The sequence below is a fragment of the Nocardia sp. NPDC055321 genome (genome assembly GCF_053645575.1).
Genome location: NZ_JBSHMS010000009.1, coordinates 161,316 through 177,188 on the forward strand (window position 1 = coordinate 161,316; position 15,873 = coordinate 177,188).

Sequence of the window (15,873 nt, forward strand, 5' to 3'; positions counted from 1 at the left end):
CAGGTTCACAGTGAGTCGCGACGTATCGCGTTGCTCTGCTACAGTCTGCCGCGTGTCGTCGAGTGTTGTTCCCCAGGTCCGCCATGAATTGGCGTTGATCGCTGTGGGCTGCCTCGTGGTCGCGGACATTCACTGTCGTTGATCGCTGACCGAACACCGCCGCACATCTCTGAGTAGACTGGCGCGCGCACCTCTGTGGCCTGTGTTCGAATCCCGGCGGACCCTCCCGGGTCTTCGCGTCACCGTCCCTTTGTCCGGGGACGGGTCTACGGCAGTACGAATCTTCTTCCCGTCGAGCAGCTTTCGCACGACGGGCCCCCGGAAAGGTCCACCCAGATGTCCCCCAGCTCGCGGCTCTCGCGCCGTTCCCTCGCTGTCGCCCTCACCGCGGTCGCCGCCACCGTCCTGACCGCGTGCAGCGGCGGCGCGAGCGACTCCACCGACGAGAGCGTGGCCGACGGCAGCGGCGGCACCATCAACCTCTACGCCTACGCGGTGCCGAAGCCCGGCTACGACAAGGTGGTCCCGGCCTTCAACAAGACCGACGCCGGCAAGGGTGTGCAGGTCCAGCAGTCCTACGGTGCCTCGGGCGATCAGTCCCGCAAGGTCAAGGACGGCGCCGAGGCCGATATCGTGAACTTCTCCGTCGAGCCCGACATCACCCGCCTGGTGGATGCCGGTCTGGTCGACGCGAGCTGGAATGCCGACGCCAACAAGGGAATTCCCTTCGGCTCGGTCGTGACCATCGTGGTTCGCAAGGGCAACCCCAAGGGCATCAAGGACTGGGACGACCTGCTGAAGCCGGGCGTCGAGGTCGTGACCCCGAACCCGTTCTCCTCGGGCTCGGCCAAGTGGAACCTGCTGGCCCCGTACGCGGCCAAGAGCGAGGGCGGCAAGAACCCGCAGGCCGGTCTGGACTACCTGTCCAAGCTGGTCTCCCCGGAGCACGTGAAGGTGCAGCCGAAGTCGGGCCGCGAAGCCACCGAGACCTTCCTGCAGGGCACCGGTGACGTGCTGCTGAGCTACGAGAACGAGGCCATCTTCTCCGAGCGCAACGGCGACCCGATCGAGCACATCAACCCGCCGATCACCTTCAAGATCGAGAACCCGGTCGCCGTGATCAAGAACGGCAAGAACGCCGCCAAGGCCACCGCGTTCAAGGACTTCCTGTTCACCGAGGCCGGACAGCGCGCCTGGGCCGAGGCCGGCTTCCGTCCGGTCGACCCGAAGGTCGCCGCCGAGTTCGCCAAGGACTTCCCGGCCCCGGCCAAGCTCTACACCATCGCCGACCTGGGTGGCTGGAAGACCGTCGACAAGGAACTCTTCGCGCAGGGCACCGGCAGCGTCGCCATCATCTACGACAAGGCGACCAAGTAGTCGAGTGACCTGAAGCACAAGCGATACTCGATACCGTGAGTGACAGCAGCACGAACGCCGGGACCGTGTCCGGTCCCGGCGTTTCGCTAACCAAGAAACCCGTGAAAAGCGGCCGCGATCCGCGGTCGTGGCTCCGGGTGACCGGCTCGGTCGGTCCGCTCGGCATTGCCACGGCGGTGCTCTGGCTCAGCATCATGGTGCTGCTGCCGCTGGCGGCTCTCACCGTCAATTCCTTCGAGGACGGCTGGTCCGGCTTCTGGGACGCGGTCACCGCCCCCCGGGCGATCGACTCGCTGAAGGTGACGATCTTCGTCTCGATCATCGTGGCGCTGATCAACGTCTTCATGGGCACCCTCATCGCCTGGGTGCTGGTCCGCGACGAGTTCCCCGGCAAGGGGATCGTCAACGCGCTCATCGACCTGCCGTTCGCGCTGCCCACCATCGTGGCCAGCATCGTGCTGCTGTCGCTGTACGGGCCGCAGAGCCCGGTCGGCGTCCACCTCAACGCCACCCAGCCCGGCATCATCGTGGCGCTGGCCTTCGTGACGCTGCCCTTCGTGGTGCGCTCGGTGCAGCCGGTGCTCATGGAGGTCGACAAGGAAGTGGAGCAGGCGGCCGCGTCGCTGGGCGCGGACAACTGGACCACTTTCCGCACCGTGCTGCTGCCGACGCTGGCCCCGGCCATCATCAGCGGCACCGGGCTCGCCTTCGCCCGCGCCATCGGCGAATACGGCTCGGTGGTGCTCATCGGCGGCAACATCCCGGGCGAGACGCAGATGACCTCGCAGTACATCCAGCAGCAGATCGAGGTCGACCGGCCGGTCAACGCCGCGGCGGTCTCGGTTGTGCTGCTGGCGATTTCCTTCCTGACCCTGCTGGTGCTGCGCATCTTCGCCGATCGCACGGCGCGAAAGGAGCAGGAGGCGCGATGAAACTCGCTCCCTGGGCCCGTATCTCGCTGCGCACGGTCGCGCTGAGCTACCTGGCCGTACTGCTGGTGCTGCCGCTGGTGATCATCCTGTGGCGCACCTTCGAACGTGGGATCGGCGCGTTCTTCGACTCGATCACCACACCCGCCGCGCAGTCGGCGTTCCAGCTCTCGCTGATCATCGTGGCCATCGTGGTGCCGGTGAACGTGATCTTCGGCGTGCTCACCGCCATCGCGCTGGTGCGTGGAAAGTTCCCCGGCCGCAACCTCGTTCAGGGTCTGGTCGATCTGCCGTTCGCGGTGTCGCCGGTCGTGGTCGGTGTGTCGCTGATCCTGCTGTGGGGTGTGCACGGCTGGTTCGGCGGTATCGAGAACCACGGCATCAAGGTGATCTTCGGTCTGCCGGGCATGGTGCTGGCCACCATCTTCGTCACGCTGCCGTTCGTGGTGCGCGAGGTCGAGCCGGTGCTGCACGAGATCGGCGACGACCAGGAACAGGCCGCGGCCACCCTGGGCGCGTCGCGGTGGCAGACCTTCTGGCGTATCACCCTGCCCGCCATCCGCTGGGGCCTGACCTACGGCGTGGTGCTCACCGTGGCGCGTTCGCTCGGTGAATTCGGCGCGGTCATCATGGTGTCCACCGGCCTGCCCGGTGTGTCGCAGACCCTGACGCTGCTGGTGCACGGCCGCTACATCGACGACCACAACACATTCGGCGCATATAGCGCGGCGACCCTGCTCATGGCCATCGCCATCGTTGTCCTTCTCCTGATGACCCTCCTCGAACGCAAGCGGGGCACTGCCAAATGATCACCGTGACCAATGCGAACAAGAACTACGGTTCCTTCGCCGCTCTCGACGACGTCAGCCTGGAGATCCCCTCCGGTGAGCTGACCGCGCTGCTGGGCCCGTCCGGTTCGGGCAAGTCGACGCTGCTGCGCTCGATCGCCGGCCTGGAATCGCTGGACAGCGGCGTGGTGGTGATCGCGGGCAAGGACGTGACCCGGGTGTCGCCGCAGAAGCGCGACATCGGGTTCGTGTTCCAGCACTACGCGGCGTTCAAGCACATGACCGTGCGCGACAACGTGGCCTTCGGCCTCAAGATCCGCAAGCGGCCCAAGCCGGAGATCAAGAAGAAGGTCGACGACCTGCTCGAGATCGTCGGCCTGGACGGTTTCCAGCACCGGTACCCGGCGCAGCTGTCCGGCGGTCAGCGTCAGCGCATGGCCCTGGCCCGCGCGCTCGCGGTGGACCCGCAGGTGCTGCTGCTGGACGAGCCGTTCGGCGCGCTCGATGCGAAGGTGCGCGCGGATCTGCGGCAGTGGCTGCGCCGACTGCACGAGGAAGTGCACGTCACCACGGTGCTGGTCACGCACGACCAGGAAGAGGCGCTGGACGTGGCCGACCGGATCGCGGTCATGAACAAGGGCCGCATAGAACAGGTCGGCACGCCCGAGGACGTGTACGACCGTCCGGCCAACGATTTCGTCATGTCGTTCCTGGGCGCGGTGGCCAAGCTCAACGGCCACCTGGTCCGCCCGCACGACATTCGCGTGGGCCGCGACCCCAGCATGGCCCTGGCCGCGCACGAGGGCACCGCGCAGTCGGCGGGCGTCACCCGCGCGACGGTGGAGCGCGTGGTGCACCTGGGCTTCGAGGTCCGCGTGGAGTTGCGCAACGCCGCCACCGGTGACCTGTTCACCGCCCAGGTGACCCGCGGTGACGCCGAGGCCCTGCACCTGGCCGACGGTGAGACGGTGTACGCCCGCGCGACCCGGATCCCGGAGCTCCCGGTTTCCTGAGACATGTCCCGAAGGCCCGGCCGTGACTGAACCGTCGCGGCCGGGCCTTTCGCTACCGGTTCGACTGCGGCCGGGGCAGGCGGCAGGTCCGCCGCGGCGGATGAAGTGGGTCGCCGGCGTGGCCGAGGCGGTGCTGATTCTCGCGCAATCATCGGGTCGGCTCGTTGGTGTCCATGGACCGGGACGCGCATGCCCGCCGAACTCGACCGCTGTCTGGTCCGTCCGCAGATGCTCTGCCGCAGAGCCGATCCCATGTCTTGCCGGAAATCCACCCCACACGGCGGGTAGCTGCCGCAGGGTCGGAGCACGTCTCGGGCCGCACACGACGTCGCCAAGCATGCTGCCTGTGTCGACGCGACGACGGTCATCCGGGTGCCGGGACGCTGGGCCGCAGCGCGCGGTTCGCGTCCGTGCGCATCGCTGCCGCCCGCGGACATCGAGGCCCTGGATCACTTCGGCGAGACGGTGTACCCCTATCGCCCGGCCGAACGGTCGGCCGCGTCTCGACCGGTCGGGAGGTCAGCGCCCGTGGTGGGGCACGGGAATCGGGCGAGATGTGTTCCGCAGGGCGGGGACTCAGCTGTCGGCTGACTCCAGGTCGGTGGGGGCGTAGCGCCACAGGGGGAGGAGGGCGTTCTCGTCCAGGGGGGTGGGGTCGGTGTGGACGGTGGACTCCAGGCGCGAGGTCGCGTCGGCGGAGTTCAGGGTCGTGCCGATCAGGACGAGGTCGGTGGTCGGGGGTTCGTGGCGGGGGCGGGGGGTCGGGGTAATCGTGATGTGGCGGCCGACCATGTGCAGGACGAACTTTCGGGGGTCCTCGGGGACGGCGAAGGACAGGACGCCCTTCGCCCGGAACAGGCCGGCGGGCGGGTCTTCCAGGAAGGCGACGAGGGAGCGGGGGTTCAGGGGAGTGGCGGAGGTGAACGAGACGCTGGTGTAGTCGTCGTGCAGGTGGCGGTGTCCGGGGTGGGAGTGGGTACCGGTGCACGAGTGGCCTTCGGCGCCATGGGATTCCGTGTCGTGACAGTCGGCCGAATCGAGGGCGGATTCTTGATCGTGGCCGTGACTGTCGCGGTCGGTGTCACCGTCGGCGGCGAAGAGCAGTTCGTCGAAGCTGAGTTGCTCGCCGACGCGGGGCTCGCGGGCGTCGCGGGCGGGGATGTCGAAGAGCAGGCCGGGCTCGAGGTGGCCGCGAGTGGTGGCGTAGACGGGCACCTGGCCGACCAGGTCGGTGATCTCGGTGCGCAGCGCGTGCAGGGCCTCGGGGGTGACGCGATCGGACTTGTTGAGGACCACCAGATCGGCCATGCGCAGGTGGGTGGCGAGTTCGGGATGGCGGGCGCGGGACTCGGCGAAGTGCTCGGCGTCGACGACCTCGACGAGCCCGCCGTAGCGGATGCGCGGGTTCTCGCTGTTGATCACCATGCGGATGAGGTTGCGCGGTTCGGCCAGGCCGCTCGCCTCCACGACGATGACGTCGATCTTCTGTTTCGGATGCGAGAGCTTGGTGAACAGGTCGTCGAGTTCGGTGACGTCCACCGCGCAGCACACGCAGCCGTTGCCGAGCGAGACCATGGCGTCGACCTGGCCCGCGACCAGCATGGCGTCGATGTTCACCGCGCCGAAGTCGTTGACCACCACGCCTATTCGCAGGTCGCGCCGGCGCAGCAGGCGGTTGAGCAGGGTGGTCTTCCCGGCACCGAGGAATCCGGCCACGATCAGGACAGGGATGCGCCGACTCACTCGGCCACCCTACCGAGGGGCTGTGCGGCGCCCGCAGCATGGCGGAAACGGGGCGGAAATACGGGCGTCCTAGCGTGTCGGACATTCGACCGAATCGGAGGTGCGCCGTGCGGGTGCGGGACATTCTCGACGCGCCGCAGCTGGGCATGCGGCTGCTGCACGGGGACGAGGCCGCCCTCGAACGGCCGGTCGCCCGCGTGTGCACGACCGACATGCCCGATCCGCGGCCGTTCGTGACGCCGGGCGCGCTGGTGTGCACCGGGCTGGTGTGGCGGCACGCGCCGGGCGACTCGGACCGCTACATCGCGATGCTCGACGCGGCGGGCGTGGCCGGGGTGGTCGCGGGCCGCGCGCTGCACGGGCACGTGCCCGAGGACGTGGTGGCCGCGTGCGAGCGGCGCGGCCTGCCGCTGCTGGCTTCCCCGCAGAGCGTGCCCTTCAGCCGGGTCGTCGAACATCTGGCGGAGCAGGCCGCCGAGGCGCGCTGGGGGCGCGTGCGATCGGACGCCGAACAGCAGCGCAGGCTGCTCGCCGCGGTGGCGGGCGGCAGCGAGGTCGGTGAGCTCCTCGCGGATGTCGCCGCCGCCCAGCGGATCTCGGCCTGGCTCGTCACGGCCACCGGCCGCGTCGTCGCCGGCACCGCGCCCCTGACCGACGACGAACTCGACCCCGTGGTCGCCACCGCCCTCGGCGCCCCCCGCCTCCCCGCCGTCACCGCCGGGGCGATGCGAGTACTCCAGGTCGGCACCGGCGACCGAATGACCGCCTGGTACCTGGTGGTTCGCCCCTCGACCCCCGACCCCGCTCCCGTGGCCGCGGATCTGGCCGCCGTCGCCGAGCTCTATCGCCGCCGCGCCGCCGACCGCCTGCACCTGGACTGGGAACTGACCGACCGCTTCCCCGCCCCGCATGCGGATCGACCCGCCGCGTCGACGGTCGCGCTGGTCTGCGAGGTCCAGCTGCCCGGCGTCCATTCCGCCGCCGCCCATCCGTTCCCCTTCGGGGTCGCCTCGGTCCTCTCCGATGGTGATCCGAGGAATGCTCCGGGTCGCGCGCCCGACAGCGCGGAAATCTCGCTCGGCCACGCTCCGGTTCGCACACGCGGTAGCGGAGGGACCGTGCCCGGTGGTGATTCAGGAGGTCCCCACTCCAATGATCCGGGCCACATGGTCGAGGCGGGCCGAGGCAGCGCATGCGAGCGCGCCGATGCGGTAGCCGTCGTCCGCGCCGCGCTGCACGATGCACTCCCTGGGGTCACGACGAGCGTCGACCACGAGGGCCGCCTCGTAGGTGTGTGCGCCGGAGCGCAGGACGAGGTCGTCCGGGACCTGCGCCGCCGCCTCGGGCGATTGACCCCCGCGCTCAACGGGATTCGGCTGACCCTCGGTGTCAGCGCCAGGCAGCCCGGCGAATCGATGTCGGGCGCCGTGGCCGCCGCGGCGGCCGCCGCCACCGTCCGCGACGACGAGCGCCCGATCACCGTCCGCGCGGCCGACCTCGACACGGCCGCCGATCTCTTCACCGCGGTCCCCGGCGGCCTGCGCCGCCGCTTCGCCGAACGCGTGCTCGGCCCCGTGCTCGACTACGACCGCAAGAACAACGCCGGCCTGCTCGACACCCTCGAGGTGTTCCTGGCCTGCGAAGGCTCCTGGCGCGAGTCCGCCGCCCGAATGCACCTGCACCTGAACACGGTTCGCTACCGGATCGGCCGCGTAGCGGACCTGACCGGCCGCGACCCGAACCGCCTCGACGACCGCCTCGACCTCTACCTGGCCGTCCGGACCCTCTCGGGCCGGGCAGCCCTCGCCGAGAAGTGAAGTCCGCAACTCGGCGGGTCGCTAGAGAGCGAAGCATGCGGCCGGTGCGGGCGCGGTGGCCGGTCACCTGCGGACCTCATTCGCGGCTCGGCCAACCGAATGCCTCTGCACCGCATATGAATTACGGTTCGATCGGGCGCGATTGCCCGGGCGGCGGGCGAGCCCTGCCGCCGTCGGCCGCCGGCTCGTGGGTCGCGTTCGTCGGGGCGGATTCAGGCCAGGCCGGTGTACGGGTTCCAGGCGGTGCCCGCGTCGGGGGCGTCGGCGCGCAGGACGCTCGCGTGGATCAGGCCGTAGGGGCGGTCGTCGGCGTAGAAGACCTCGCCGTTGTTCTCCGCGCCGAAGCGGGCTATGTCGAAGGACCAGTGGTGTTTGTTGGGGGCCGACAGGCGGATCTCGGCGAGGCAGGGGTGGGACTCGAGGGCCGCGCTGCCCATGTCGAACAGGGTCTGCTGCAGGGCTTTCGAGTGGCGGGTGGCGAACGTGGTGATCATCGTCGAGCGGATGCCGGCGTAGGTGGCGTCCCAGTCGGCCGGGTCGGCGGCGAAACGCCAGCGGGCGGTCAGGGAGGTGGCGAGCACGCGGTCGGCGGCGGGCTGCAGCACGGTGAACTCGTCGGTCAGGAAGCCGGTGAACTCCGAACCGGTCGACTTCAGGATCACCAGGTCCTTGAAACCGCCGATCACCCACTCCCGCTGCGCGCTTCCGGCACCGCTCACCGTCACCGCGGCGGTGCGCACCTCCGGGCCCAGCCGGGTCCAGGTGTGGTCGTGGCCCACACCGTCGACCGGAACCCGTTGCCACGCAAACTCTTCGATCTCGATGCGCGCGGACTCCACCGGCTCGACGTCGTTCACGAAATGCCGGGCCAGCGCCCGCCCGTACTCCTCGACGCTGCCGTCACCGTGCGTCTTGGCGTAGGTGAAGATGGTCTGCTTCTGCGAGTCGGTCGGCAGCACCGCGCCCTGATCGCCCACCGTGTGCGCGTCGTCGAAAGCCCCACGCAGGCAGGACGATACGTTCAAGTCGCGAATACGATGCCGGGCGGTGTCGCGGTAGATGCGCACCACCCGGTTCTCGGCCTTGCCGTACTGGTGCGGGCCGAGCACGATCTTGCCGGACAGTTCGGACATGGTCGCCTCCCGTGGTCGATGATCACCTTGCCCCACTGTGGCCCATCCCCGCCGCCGCACACGCTGGTTCCGAGCACAAAACGCCGCGTCCGCCGGGCCCGGTATCAGTGCTTTTCGACAAACCGCCGTCCCGTCGCCGCTGCCTAGCCTGACCGGAACCGACGCGCCGCAAGGAGGCACCATGACCGCGCCCCACCCCGTCGACACCCGGTTGCCCTGGCATCGGCTGCTGGCCTTCGGCATCCAGCACGTGCTGATCATGTACACCGGCTGCGTCACGGTCCCGCTGGTGTTCGGCGCCGCCGTCGGCCTGGACAAGTCGACGATCGCCATGCTGATCAGCGCGGATCTACTGGTCGCGGGCATCATCACGCTGGTGCAGAGCCTCGGGCTCGGACGTTTCGCGGGCGCGCGGCTGCCGATCGTCACCGGCGCGACCTTCGTCGCCATGAGCCCGATGATCCTCATCGCCAAGGAATACGGACTCCCGGCGGTGTACGGCTCCATGCTCGTCGGCGGAGTGCTCGGCGTCGCCCTGGCCTGGCCGTTCGCCAAGGTGGTGCGGTTCTTCCCGCCGCTGGTCAGCGGCACGGTGCTCACGGTCGTCGGGATCTCGCTCATCGGCGTCGCGGGCGGGCTGATCGTCGGTAGTGATCCGAAGTCGGCGACCTACGGCGCGCCGTCGAACATCGCCCTGGCCGCGGTGGTGCTGCTCATCGCGCTCGCGTGCACCACGCTCGGGCGCGGGGTGTGGTCGCAGCTCGGGGTGCTCATCGCGCTGGTCGCCGGTGTGCTGATCGCCGTTCCGATGGGACTCGTGCGGCTCGACGGCGTCTCGGACGCGGCGTGGCTGGGCGTCCCGCACCCGTTCTACTTCGGTGCGCCGGAGTTCCCGCTGACCGCCGTCGTGGCCATGAGCATCGTGGTGGCCGTGGTCTTCGCCGAGTCCACCGCGAGCATGCTGGCGATCGGCGAGATCACCGGAAAACCCCTGCGGCACGCGGATATCGCGCGCGGCCTGGTCGGCGACGGGCTCTCCGCGATCCTGGCGGGCGTGTTCAACTCCTTCATCGACACCGTCTTCAACCAGAACGTCGGCGCGGTCGCCGGCACCCGCGTGTACAGCCGCTACGTGACGGCGGTCAGCGGCGCGATCCTGGTGCTGCTCGGGGCGGTTCCGCGCATCGGCGCCGTCGTGGCGGCGGTGCCGAAACCCGTGGTGGGCGGGGTGGGTTTGATGCTCTTCGCCACGATCGCGGTCATCGGCATCGGCATCCTGCGCCGGGCCGATCTCACCGATCGGGTGAACCTCGGCATCGTCGCGGTCGCCGTAGGCGTCGGGCTGGTGCCGGTCCTGACCAAGGGCATGTTCGACCGGTTCCCGAGCGCGGCGGAGATTCTGCTCAACAGCGGCATCACCCTCGCGGCCGTCACCGTGTTCGGCCTGAACCTGCTCTTCAATCACACCAAGCTGGGTGAGATTGCCCGCGGCACAACCGATCCGGAACCGGTAGATCCGGTGCCGCCGGACCCGGTCGCCGCCTGAAGCCCCGCCTTCTCATCGGGGACGAGGCCGCGGGTTCCCGCGCCGTGCGCTCTCACCTCGGCGCCGCCGGAACCCGCGGCCTCGGCTGTCTTCTGCCGCAGGGTCCGTGCGTCCGACAGCCGCTCTACCCGCAGGCGTTCACCCATTCGGACATGCCGTCGGCGAAGAGCTGCCGCTTCCAGATGGGCACTTCGTGTTTGATGCGATCCACCAGATCGGCGCAGACGGTGAACGCCTCGCGGCGATGCGGGGCCGCGACCGCCACGGCGATCGCGATATCGCCGATGGTGAGCGCGCCGATCCGGTGCAGCGCGGCCACGGGCAGGCCCGACTCGGCCGCCACCTCGGCGCAGACCCGGGCCAGGAACTTCTCGGCGTCGGGGTGCGCGGAGTACTCCAGCGCCGAAACCGCCTGCCCGCCATCATGATTGCGAACCTTGCCGGTGAACACCACGACCGCCCCGTGCTCGGGGCCGGTCACCGACTTCTCCACCTCGTCCGGATTCAGCGGCTGATCGCTGATGCGCGCGAGCAGCGCGTGGCCCTCACTCATGACTGCCTCCTCCGGCCACCTGGGCCAGCAGATGATCGAGCAGCGGTTCCAGTACCGCGATGCCGTCCTTCACCCCGCCCGGTGAGCCGGGCAGGTTCACCACCACGGTGTTCCCGGCCAGGCCCGCGACGCCCCGGCTCAGGGCCGCGAGCGGGAATTTCGCGGTGCCGCGCTGCCGGATCGACTCCGCCACGCCCGGCAGCTCTCGATTCAGCACGGCCAGTGTCGCTTCCGGGGTGCCGTCGGTGGGGGAGGCGCCGGTGCCGCCGGTGCTGATCACCAGCGCCGGTTCGCCCGACAGCGCCTCGGCCAGGCCGAAGGCGATGTCGGCGTCGGCGTAGACCAGGGGCCCGCGCACCAAGAAGCCCAGTCCGCCCAGCCATTCGGCGAGCACAGGGCCGGTGGTGTCCACGCGCGTACCGGCCGCCGTGCCGGTCGAAGCGACCAGCACCACGGCCGGACGTCCCGCGCCGAAGCCCGACTCGTCCAGCGGCGCCGTGCCGGAATCAGTCTGCGCCACGGCACTTTTCACGTCAGTTCGGGCACCGGAAACATCGCCGTGCCGCCGCGCGTGCTCGCCCGCCCGCCCGGCAGGCGCTTCCGAGTCTCGCGTGCCGCCCGAGTCCGCCCCGGCGTCGTGCGGCGGGGTGTTCGCGTCGGACAGCGGCGCGACGTCGCTGTCCGGCGCGCCGGACGTCGCCGCCGACCTTTCCCAATGTCCGCGCTTGCCACCGTCTTTGGTGAGCAGCCGCACCCCGTTGAGGGTCGCGGCCGGATCCACCGCCTTGATCATGTCGTGCAGGGTGAGCCCGGCCACCGCGACCGCGGTGAGCGCCTCCATCTCCACGCCGGTCGGGCCCTTGGTCTTGGCCACGGCCTCGATGGTGATGGTGTCCGCGGTGAATCCGAAGCTCACGTTCACCGAGGACAGCGCCAGCTGATGGCACAGCGGGATCAGCTCGGAGGTCTTCTTGGCCCCGTTGATCCCGGCCAGGCGCGCGGTGGTCAGCACGTCGGCCTTGGGCATGTCGTCCGCGCGGACCAGCGCGACGACCGCCGCGGTGGTGTGCAGCTCGCCGGCCGCGACCGCGACGCGCGCGGTGTCGGCCTTCGCGCTCACATCGACCATGCGCGCGCGACCTTCCTGGTCGACATGCGACAACTCACTCATACCCGCAAGCGTAGGCACTGTCCCGCGCCCGGGTCGCACGGGGCGGCCCGGGGTTCGGCCTCACCGCGGGCGGATCGAGCTGGTGAGTGCGAATGCCGTCGGCGCCGAAGTCCGCGCCGCAGCACCGGGGTCTGCACAGCCGGTCGGGATACTCGCCGGGGCGCAGCGCGTAGGGCGCACCGGAACCCCGGGCTCGCCGGGGCGGGATGTCAGGCCGGGCGGACCGGGGTGATGTGGCTGTGGACGCAGAACCAGCAGTCGTCGCGCCGCCGGAAGACGTCGGTCGTCCACTCGTCGGCGTCGAAGCGCCTGCCCTCGTAGTGGGCGGTGTTGGTGACGCGGGCGGTGACGATCGCGGTGTCGCCGTACACCCGGATGTGCGGCTCGCCGACCCGGTCCATGGCCGAATGGGTGAGCCGGCCGGACAGGATCTCGTCGAGGAACTCGCGTTTGGTGGACACGCCCGTCTCCGAGACGATCACCCATTCCTCGGCCATGAAGACCGAGATCAGTTCCGCGTCGTTGGCGACGATGGCCGCCGCCCAGTCGTCGGCGATCCCGCGCAGTTCGGCGGTGGTGGCGTCCTCGGTGGTCACGGCTACAGCTCCCAGGTGGTGACGGGTGTTCCGGCGGGCACGTCGGTGACGTCGCCCGGAATCTCGACGAGCACATCGGCCTGGGCCATGGTGGCGATCAGATGGGATCCGGGGCCCGCCACCAATCGCACGCCGTCCCCGGTGCGCAGCCCGCGCAGGAACTGCCGCTTGCCGGCGGGGGAGCGCACCGAATCCCGCAGGGGCAGTTCGACACCGGGGATCGCGGGCAGTCCGGCCAGCTCCCGCAGCAGCGGCCGGGCGAAGACCTCGAACGACACCATGGTGCTGACCGGATTGCCCGGGAAGCTCAGCACGGGCACCCCGTCCACCACGCTCAGGCCCTGCGGCCCGCCGGGCTGGATCGCCACGGCGCCGAATTCGCCGCCCAACGGGGCGAGTACGTCCTTCACCACCTCGAAGTCCCCCATGGAGACCCCGCCGGAGGTGAACACCACGTCCGCGGTCGCGGTCGCCTCGCCGAGCCGCCGGGTGAACTCGCGCGGATCGTCGGTGGCGTGCGCGAGCGACACCACCTCGGCCCCGTTGTCCGCCAGCGCCGCCGCCAGCGCGATGCCGTTGGAGTTGTAGATCTGCCCGGGCAGCAGGCTCAGTCCGGCCTGCACGAGTTCGTCACCGGTGGTGATGATCGCCGCCCGCACCCGCCGCCACACCGGCAGGTCGACCAGTCCCACCGCCGCCAGCGCGGCGATGTGCCGCGGTTTGAGTACCGTGCCCGCGGCCACCAGCAATTGCCCGGTGCGCACATCGGTTCCGGCCTCGCGGATGAAATCCCCCGCCGAGCGGCTCTTCTCGATGGTGACAGTGCCGTCCGTCCCGGTGGTGTGCTCGACCGGCACCACGCAGTCCGCGCCGACCGGAATGGGCGCGCCGGTCATCACTTTCAGCGCCGCGCCCTCGGGCAACGTTGGCGCACCGGTGTTTCCGGCCGCCACCACGCCCGCGAGCGGCAGGGTCACGGGCACGGTAGCGATCGAGTCCGCCCGCACCGCGTAGCCGTCCATCGCCGAGTTGCGGAAGACCGGCAGATCCAGGGGGGAGAACACGTCGGTCGTGAGTCGCCGGCCCAGCGCGCGGGCCATCGGAACCGCCTCACCGCCGCGGTCGGCGAGCGGTGCGAACAAATTTACGATGCGTTGCCGATGGTCTTCGACGGAGCGGGCCGGGACCGTGGCGTGCCGGGAACTCATGCGGCTGAGCCTATACGCGGCTGATTTGCGGCCTTTCCGCGCGACACTGTGACCAATCCCCGGCGCTCGAACGGCGCCGGGCGGTATCGGTAGCGACATAATGGTCGAATGACCGTGGTCGCGATGGGCATGCCCGCCATACGAGCCGGGCAGCCCAGTGTCGACGGCCGCCCGGATACCCCGTATCTCGTCGACCGTTTCGGCCGTACCGCGCGTGATCTGCGGGTTTCCATCACCGAGAAGTGTTCGCTGCGCTGTACGTACTGCATGCCCGAGGAGGGCCTGCCCGCGATTCCGGCGGACGAACTGCTCTCCACCGCCGAACTGGTGCGCCTGGTGGTGCTCGCGGTGCGCGAACTCGGCGTGCACGAGGTGCGCTTCACCGGCGGCGAACCGCTCATGCGCCGCGACCTCGAGCAGATCATCGCGGGGTGCCGGGCCGAGCTCCCGGATACGCCACTGTCCATGACCTCCAACGGGGTCGGGCTCGAACATCGCGCCCGCAAACTCGTCGAGGCCGGGCTGAATCGGATCAACATCTCCCTCGACACCGTCGATCGCGAGGGCTTCGCGCGCCTGACCCGGCGCGATCGGCTGGATTCGGTCCTGGCCGGAATTCGCGCCGCGCGCGCGGCGGGGCTCGCGCCGGTCAAGGTCAACGCCGTGCTCATGCGCCAAACCCTGAGCGGCGCAGCCGATCTGCTGGCCTGGTGCATCGCCGAGGGCGCCGAACTGCGCTTCATCGAAGAGATGCCGCTGGACGCCGATCACGAGTGGGCCCGGGCGAACATGATCACCGCCGCCGAATTGCTCGAGGTGCTCGGGGAGCGGTTCACCCTCACCCCGATCGGGCGCGACGATCCCTCCGCGCCCGCCGAGCAGTGGCAGGTCGACGCCGGTCCCGCGACCGTCGGCATCATCGCCTCGGTGACCCGCAGCTTCTGCGGTGACTGCGACCGGACCCGGCTCACCGCCGACGGCCGCATCCGCTCCTGCCTGTTCAGCGATCAGGAATACGATGTGCGCGCGGCCCTGCGCGCGCACGCCGGCGATGCCGAGATCGCCGATCTGTGGCGCGGGGCCATGTGGAACAAGTCCGCCGGGCACGGCATCGATGCCGCCGGTTTCGTCCCGCCCGAACGAACGATGGGAGCAATCGGTGGTTGAGGTGCGCTACTTCGCGGCGATCGCCGACGTGATCGGCAAGCCCGGCGAGCTGCTGGACCTGCCCGCCGGTTCGACCGTCGCCGACCTGCGCACGACCCTGACCACCGCGTACGGCCCGAAGCTGGACCCCATGCTGGCGGTGTGCGCCTACCTGATCGGCGACGAGCTGACGCGGGACGCGAGTGCCGCGCTGACGCCGCGCGTGGACGTCCTGCCGCCTTTCGCGGGCGGCTGAACCGGCCGTAGCGGGCCGGAAAGTCAGGGCTCAGGAGTTGTGGCGCGCTCGTCCGAGGGCCCGCCGCGCTCGCGTCATCGCCGGAGAGTCGTCGCGGTCGTCTCGTAAGCGATTCGGGACCTCGCGACGGGGTTCGATCACGGTTCGGCTGAGGTCCGTATTTCGCCACCGCGCGTGGCCCCCGTCGCGAGGTAGCCGAATACCTCGCTGAGCGGCGTCTCGCCATCGGATGCAAACGCTTGACCAGCAATATCTGGTCGATCGACCAGATATTTAATCGGTAACGGAACGTTCGCCACGCCGATAATGGGACTGTCCGGTCCGCCTATTCGGGAGGTGGCGCCATGGCGCGACTCGTACCCGCTCTACTCCTCGGCGCCGTTGTGGTCGCCTTCGCCGTCTCAGCGCTCATGAACGGCGTATCTCTCAAATCCCTGCACTGTCAGCAGGCCACGACCGTCGAATACCAGACGGTCGCCCCCGGACTCGATCCCCTCCGAATCTGATTCCTGCCGCAGGCTTTCCCCATCGCCCCCGGTCTCGTGGACAGGGCTTGGTGCGGCCCTGACGTAGACCCGTGCGGGAGCGCCCATGTCG

Annotated in this window: 16 protein-coding genes; 10 read left to right on the forward strand and 6 right to left on the reverse strand. The window is 69.8% G+C overall.

Annotated features, from left to right (window positions below):
- Positions 1 to 52 precede the first annotated feature (52 nt).
- The 5 genes from ACWIGI_RS16695 (at position 53) to ACWIGI_RS16715 (ending at position 4,107) form a co-directional block, all read left to right on the forward strand.
- Positions 53 to 142 carry an Ms4533A family Cys-rich leader peptide gene (locus ACWIGI_RS16695; protein WP_324192512.1) on the forward strand — a complete coding sequence of 30 codons (90 nt, stop codon included), beginning with the start codon at positions 53 to 55 and terminating at the stop codon, positions 140 to 142.
- A gap of 194 nt (positions 143 to 336) precedes the next feature.
- Entirely contained in the window at positions 337 to 1,377 is a 1,041-nt protein-coding gene (locus ACWIGI_RS16700) for a sulfate ABC transporter substrate-binding protein (protein ID WP_454203278.1), read from the forward strand.
- A 35-nt stretch (positions 1,378 to 1,412) separates the two neighbouring features.
- Positions 1,413 to 2,309: a sulfate ABC transporter permease subunit CysT gene (gene cysT / locus ACWIGI_RS16705; protein ID WP_454203279.1), complete on the forward strand. Its 897-nt coding sequence runs from the start codon at positions 1,413 to 1,415 to the stop codon at positions 2,307 to 2,309.
- Entirely contained in the window at positions 2,306 to 3,115 is an 810-nt protein-coding gene (gene cysW, locus ACWIGI_RS16710) for a sulfate ABC transporter permease subunit CysW (RefSeq protein ID WP_354985048.1), read from the forward strand. Before cysT ends, cysW begins: the two co-directional genes overlap by 4 nt.
- Positions 3,112 to 4,107 carry a sulfate/molybdate ABC transporter ATP-binding protein gene (locus tag ACWIGI_RS16715; RefSeq protein ID WP_354985049.1) on the forward strand — a complete coding sequence of 332 codons (996 nt, stop codon included), beginning with the start codon at positions 3,112 to 3,114 and terminating at the stop codon, positions 4,105 to 4,107. Before cysW ends, ACWIGI_RS16715 begins: the two co-directional genes overlap by 4 nt.
- 576 nt (positions 4,108 to 4,683) lie before the next feature.
- Here ACWIGI_RS16715 and ACWIGI_RS16720 read toward each other — a convergent pair.
- Positions 4,684 to 5,850 (reverse strand): CobW family GTP-binding protein, encoded by a 1,167-nt coding sequence (locus ACWIGI_RS16720; RefSeq protein ID WP_454203280.1) that lies wholly within the window; start codon positions 5,848 to 5,850, stop codon positions 4,684 to 4,686.
- A 113-nt stretch (positions 5,851 to 5,963) separates the two neighbouring features.
- Between ACWIGI_RS16720 and ACWIGI_RS16725 the strand changes: the two genes are divergently transcribed.
- The gene (locus ACWIGI_RS16725; protein ID WP_454203281.1) at positions 5,964 to 7,667 is read left to right on the forward strand and encodes a PucR family transcriptional regulator ligand-binding domain-containing protein; all 1,704 of its coding nucleotides are present in this window, start codon (positions 5,964 to 5,966) and stop codon (positions 7,665 to 7,667) included.
- A 212-nt stretch (positions 7,668 to 7,879) separates the two neighbouring features.
- Here the strand turns inward: ACWIGI_RS16725 and pucL are convergent, their stop codons facing one another.
- The gene (pucL, locus tag ACWIGI_RS16730; protein WP_454203282.1) at positions 7,880 to 8,800 is read right to left on the reverse strand and encodes a factor-independent urate hydroxylase; all 921 of its coding nucleotides are present in this window, start codon (positions 8,798 to 8,800) and stop codon (positions 7,880 to 7,882) included.
- Between the two features lie 181 nt (positions 8,801 to 8,981).
- Here pucL and ACWIGI_RS16735 point away from each other — a divergent pair, with 181 nt between their 5' ends.
- Positions 8,982 to 10,346, forward strand: coding sequence for a uracil-xanthine permease family protein (locus tag ACWIGI_RS16735; RefSeq protein ID WP_454203283.1), 1,365 nt, complete (start codon positions 8,982 to 8,984; stop codon positions 10,344 to 10,346).
- Between the two features lie 124 nt (positions 10,347 to 10,470).
- Here the strand turns inward: ACWIGI_RS16735 and ACWIGI_RS16740 are convergent, their stop codons facing one another.
- The 4 genes from ACWIGI_RS16740 to ACWIGI_RS16755 all read right to left on the reverse strand — a co-directional run bounded on the left by ACWIGI_RS16740 (position 10,471) and on the right by ACWIGI_RS16755 (position 13,874).
- The gene (locus tag ACWIGI_RS16740) at positions 10,471 to 10,899 is read right to left on the reverse strand and encodes a molybdenum cofactor biosynthesis protein MoaE (protein ID WP_454203284.1); all 429 of its coding nucleotides are present in this window, start codon (positions 10,897 to 10,899) and stop codon (positions 10,471 to 10,473) included.
- Positions 10,892 to 12,070, reverse strand: a complete 1,179-nt coding sequence (gene moaCB / locus ACWIGI_RS16745; RefSeq protein ID WP_454203285.1) for a bifunctional molybdenum cofactor biosynthesis protein MoaC/MoaB — start codon at positions 12,068 to 12,070, stop codon at positions 10,892 to 10,894. The genes ACWIGI_RS16740 and moaCB overlap by 8 nt, the downstream gene beginning before the upstream one ends.
- A gap of 209 nt (positions 12,071 to 12,279) precedes the next feature.
- The gene (locus ACWIGI_RS16750; protein ID WP_454203286.1) at positions 12,280 to 12,666 is read right to left on the reverse strand and encodes a nuclear transport factor 2 family protein; all 387 of its coding nucleotides are present in this window, start codon (positions 12,664 to 12,666) and stop codon (positions 12,280 to 12,282) included.
- 2 nt (positions 12,667 to 12,668) lie between these two features.
- A complete protein-coding gene (locus ACWIGI_RS16755) occupies positions 12,669 to 13,874 on the reverse strand; it encodes a molybdopterin molybdotransferase MoeA (protein ID WP_454203287.1) in 1,206 nt (401 codons plus the stop codon).
- A gap of 108 nt (positions 13,875 to 13,982) precedes the next feature.
- Here ACWIGI_RS16755 and moaA point away from each other — a divergent pair, with 108 nt between their 5' ends.
- The 3 genes from moaA to ACWIGI_RS16770 all read left to right on the forward strand — a co-directional run bounded on the left by moaA (position 13,983) and on the right by ACWIGI_RS16770 (position 15,782).
- Entirely contained in the window at positions 13,983 to 15,041 is a 1,059-nt protein-coding gene (gene moaA, locus ACWIGI_RS16760) for a GTP 3',8-cyclase MoaA (protein WP_454203288.1), read from the forward strand.
- Complete coding sequence (locus ACWIGI_RS16765; protein ID WP_454203289.1) at positions 15,034 to 15,276, forward strand: MoaD/ThiS family protein; 243 nt, start codon at positions 15,034 to 15,036, stop codon at positions 15,274 to 15,276. The genes moaA and ACWIGI_RS16765 overlap by 8 nt, the downstream gene beginning before the upstream one ends.
- A 344-nt stretch (positions 15,277 to 15,620) precedes the next feature.
- Positions 15,621 to 15,782 (forward strand): hypothetical protein, encoded by a 162-nt coding sequence (locus ACWIGI_RS16770; protein WP_454203290.1) that lies wholly within the window; start codon positions 15,621 to 15,623, stop codon positions 15,780 to 15,782.
- Positions 15,783 to 15,873 lie beyond the last annotated feature (91 nt).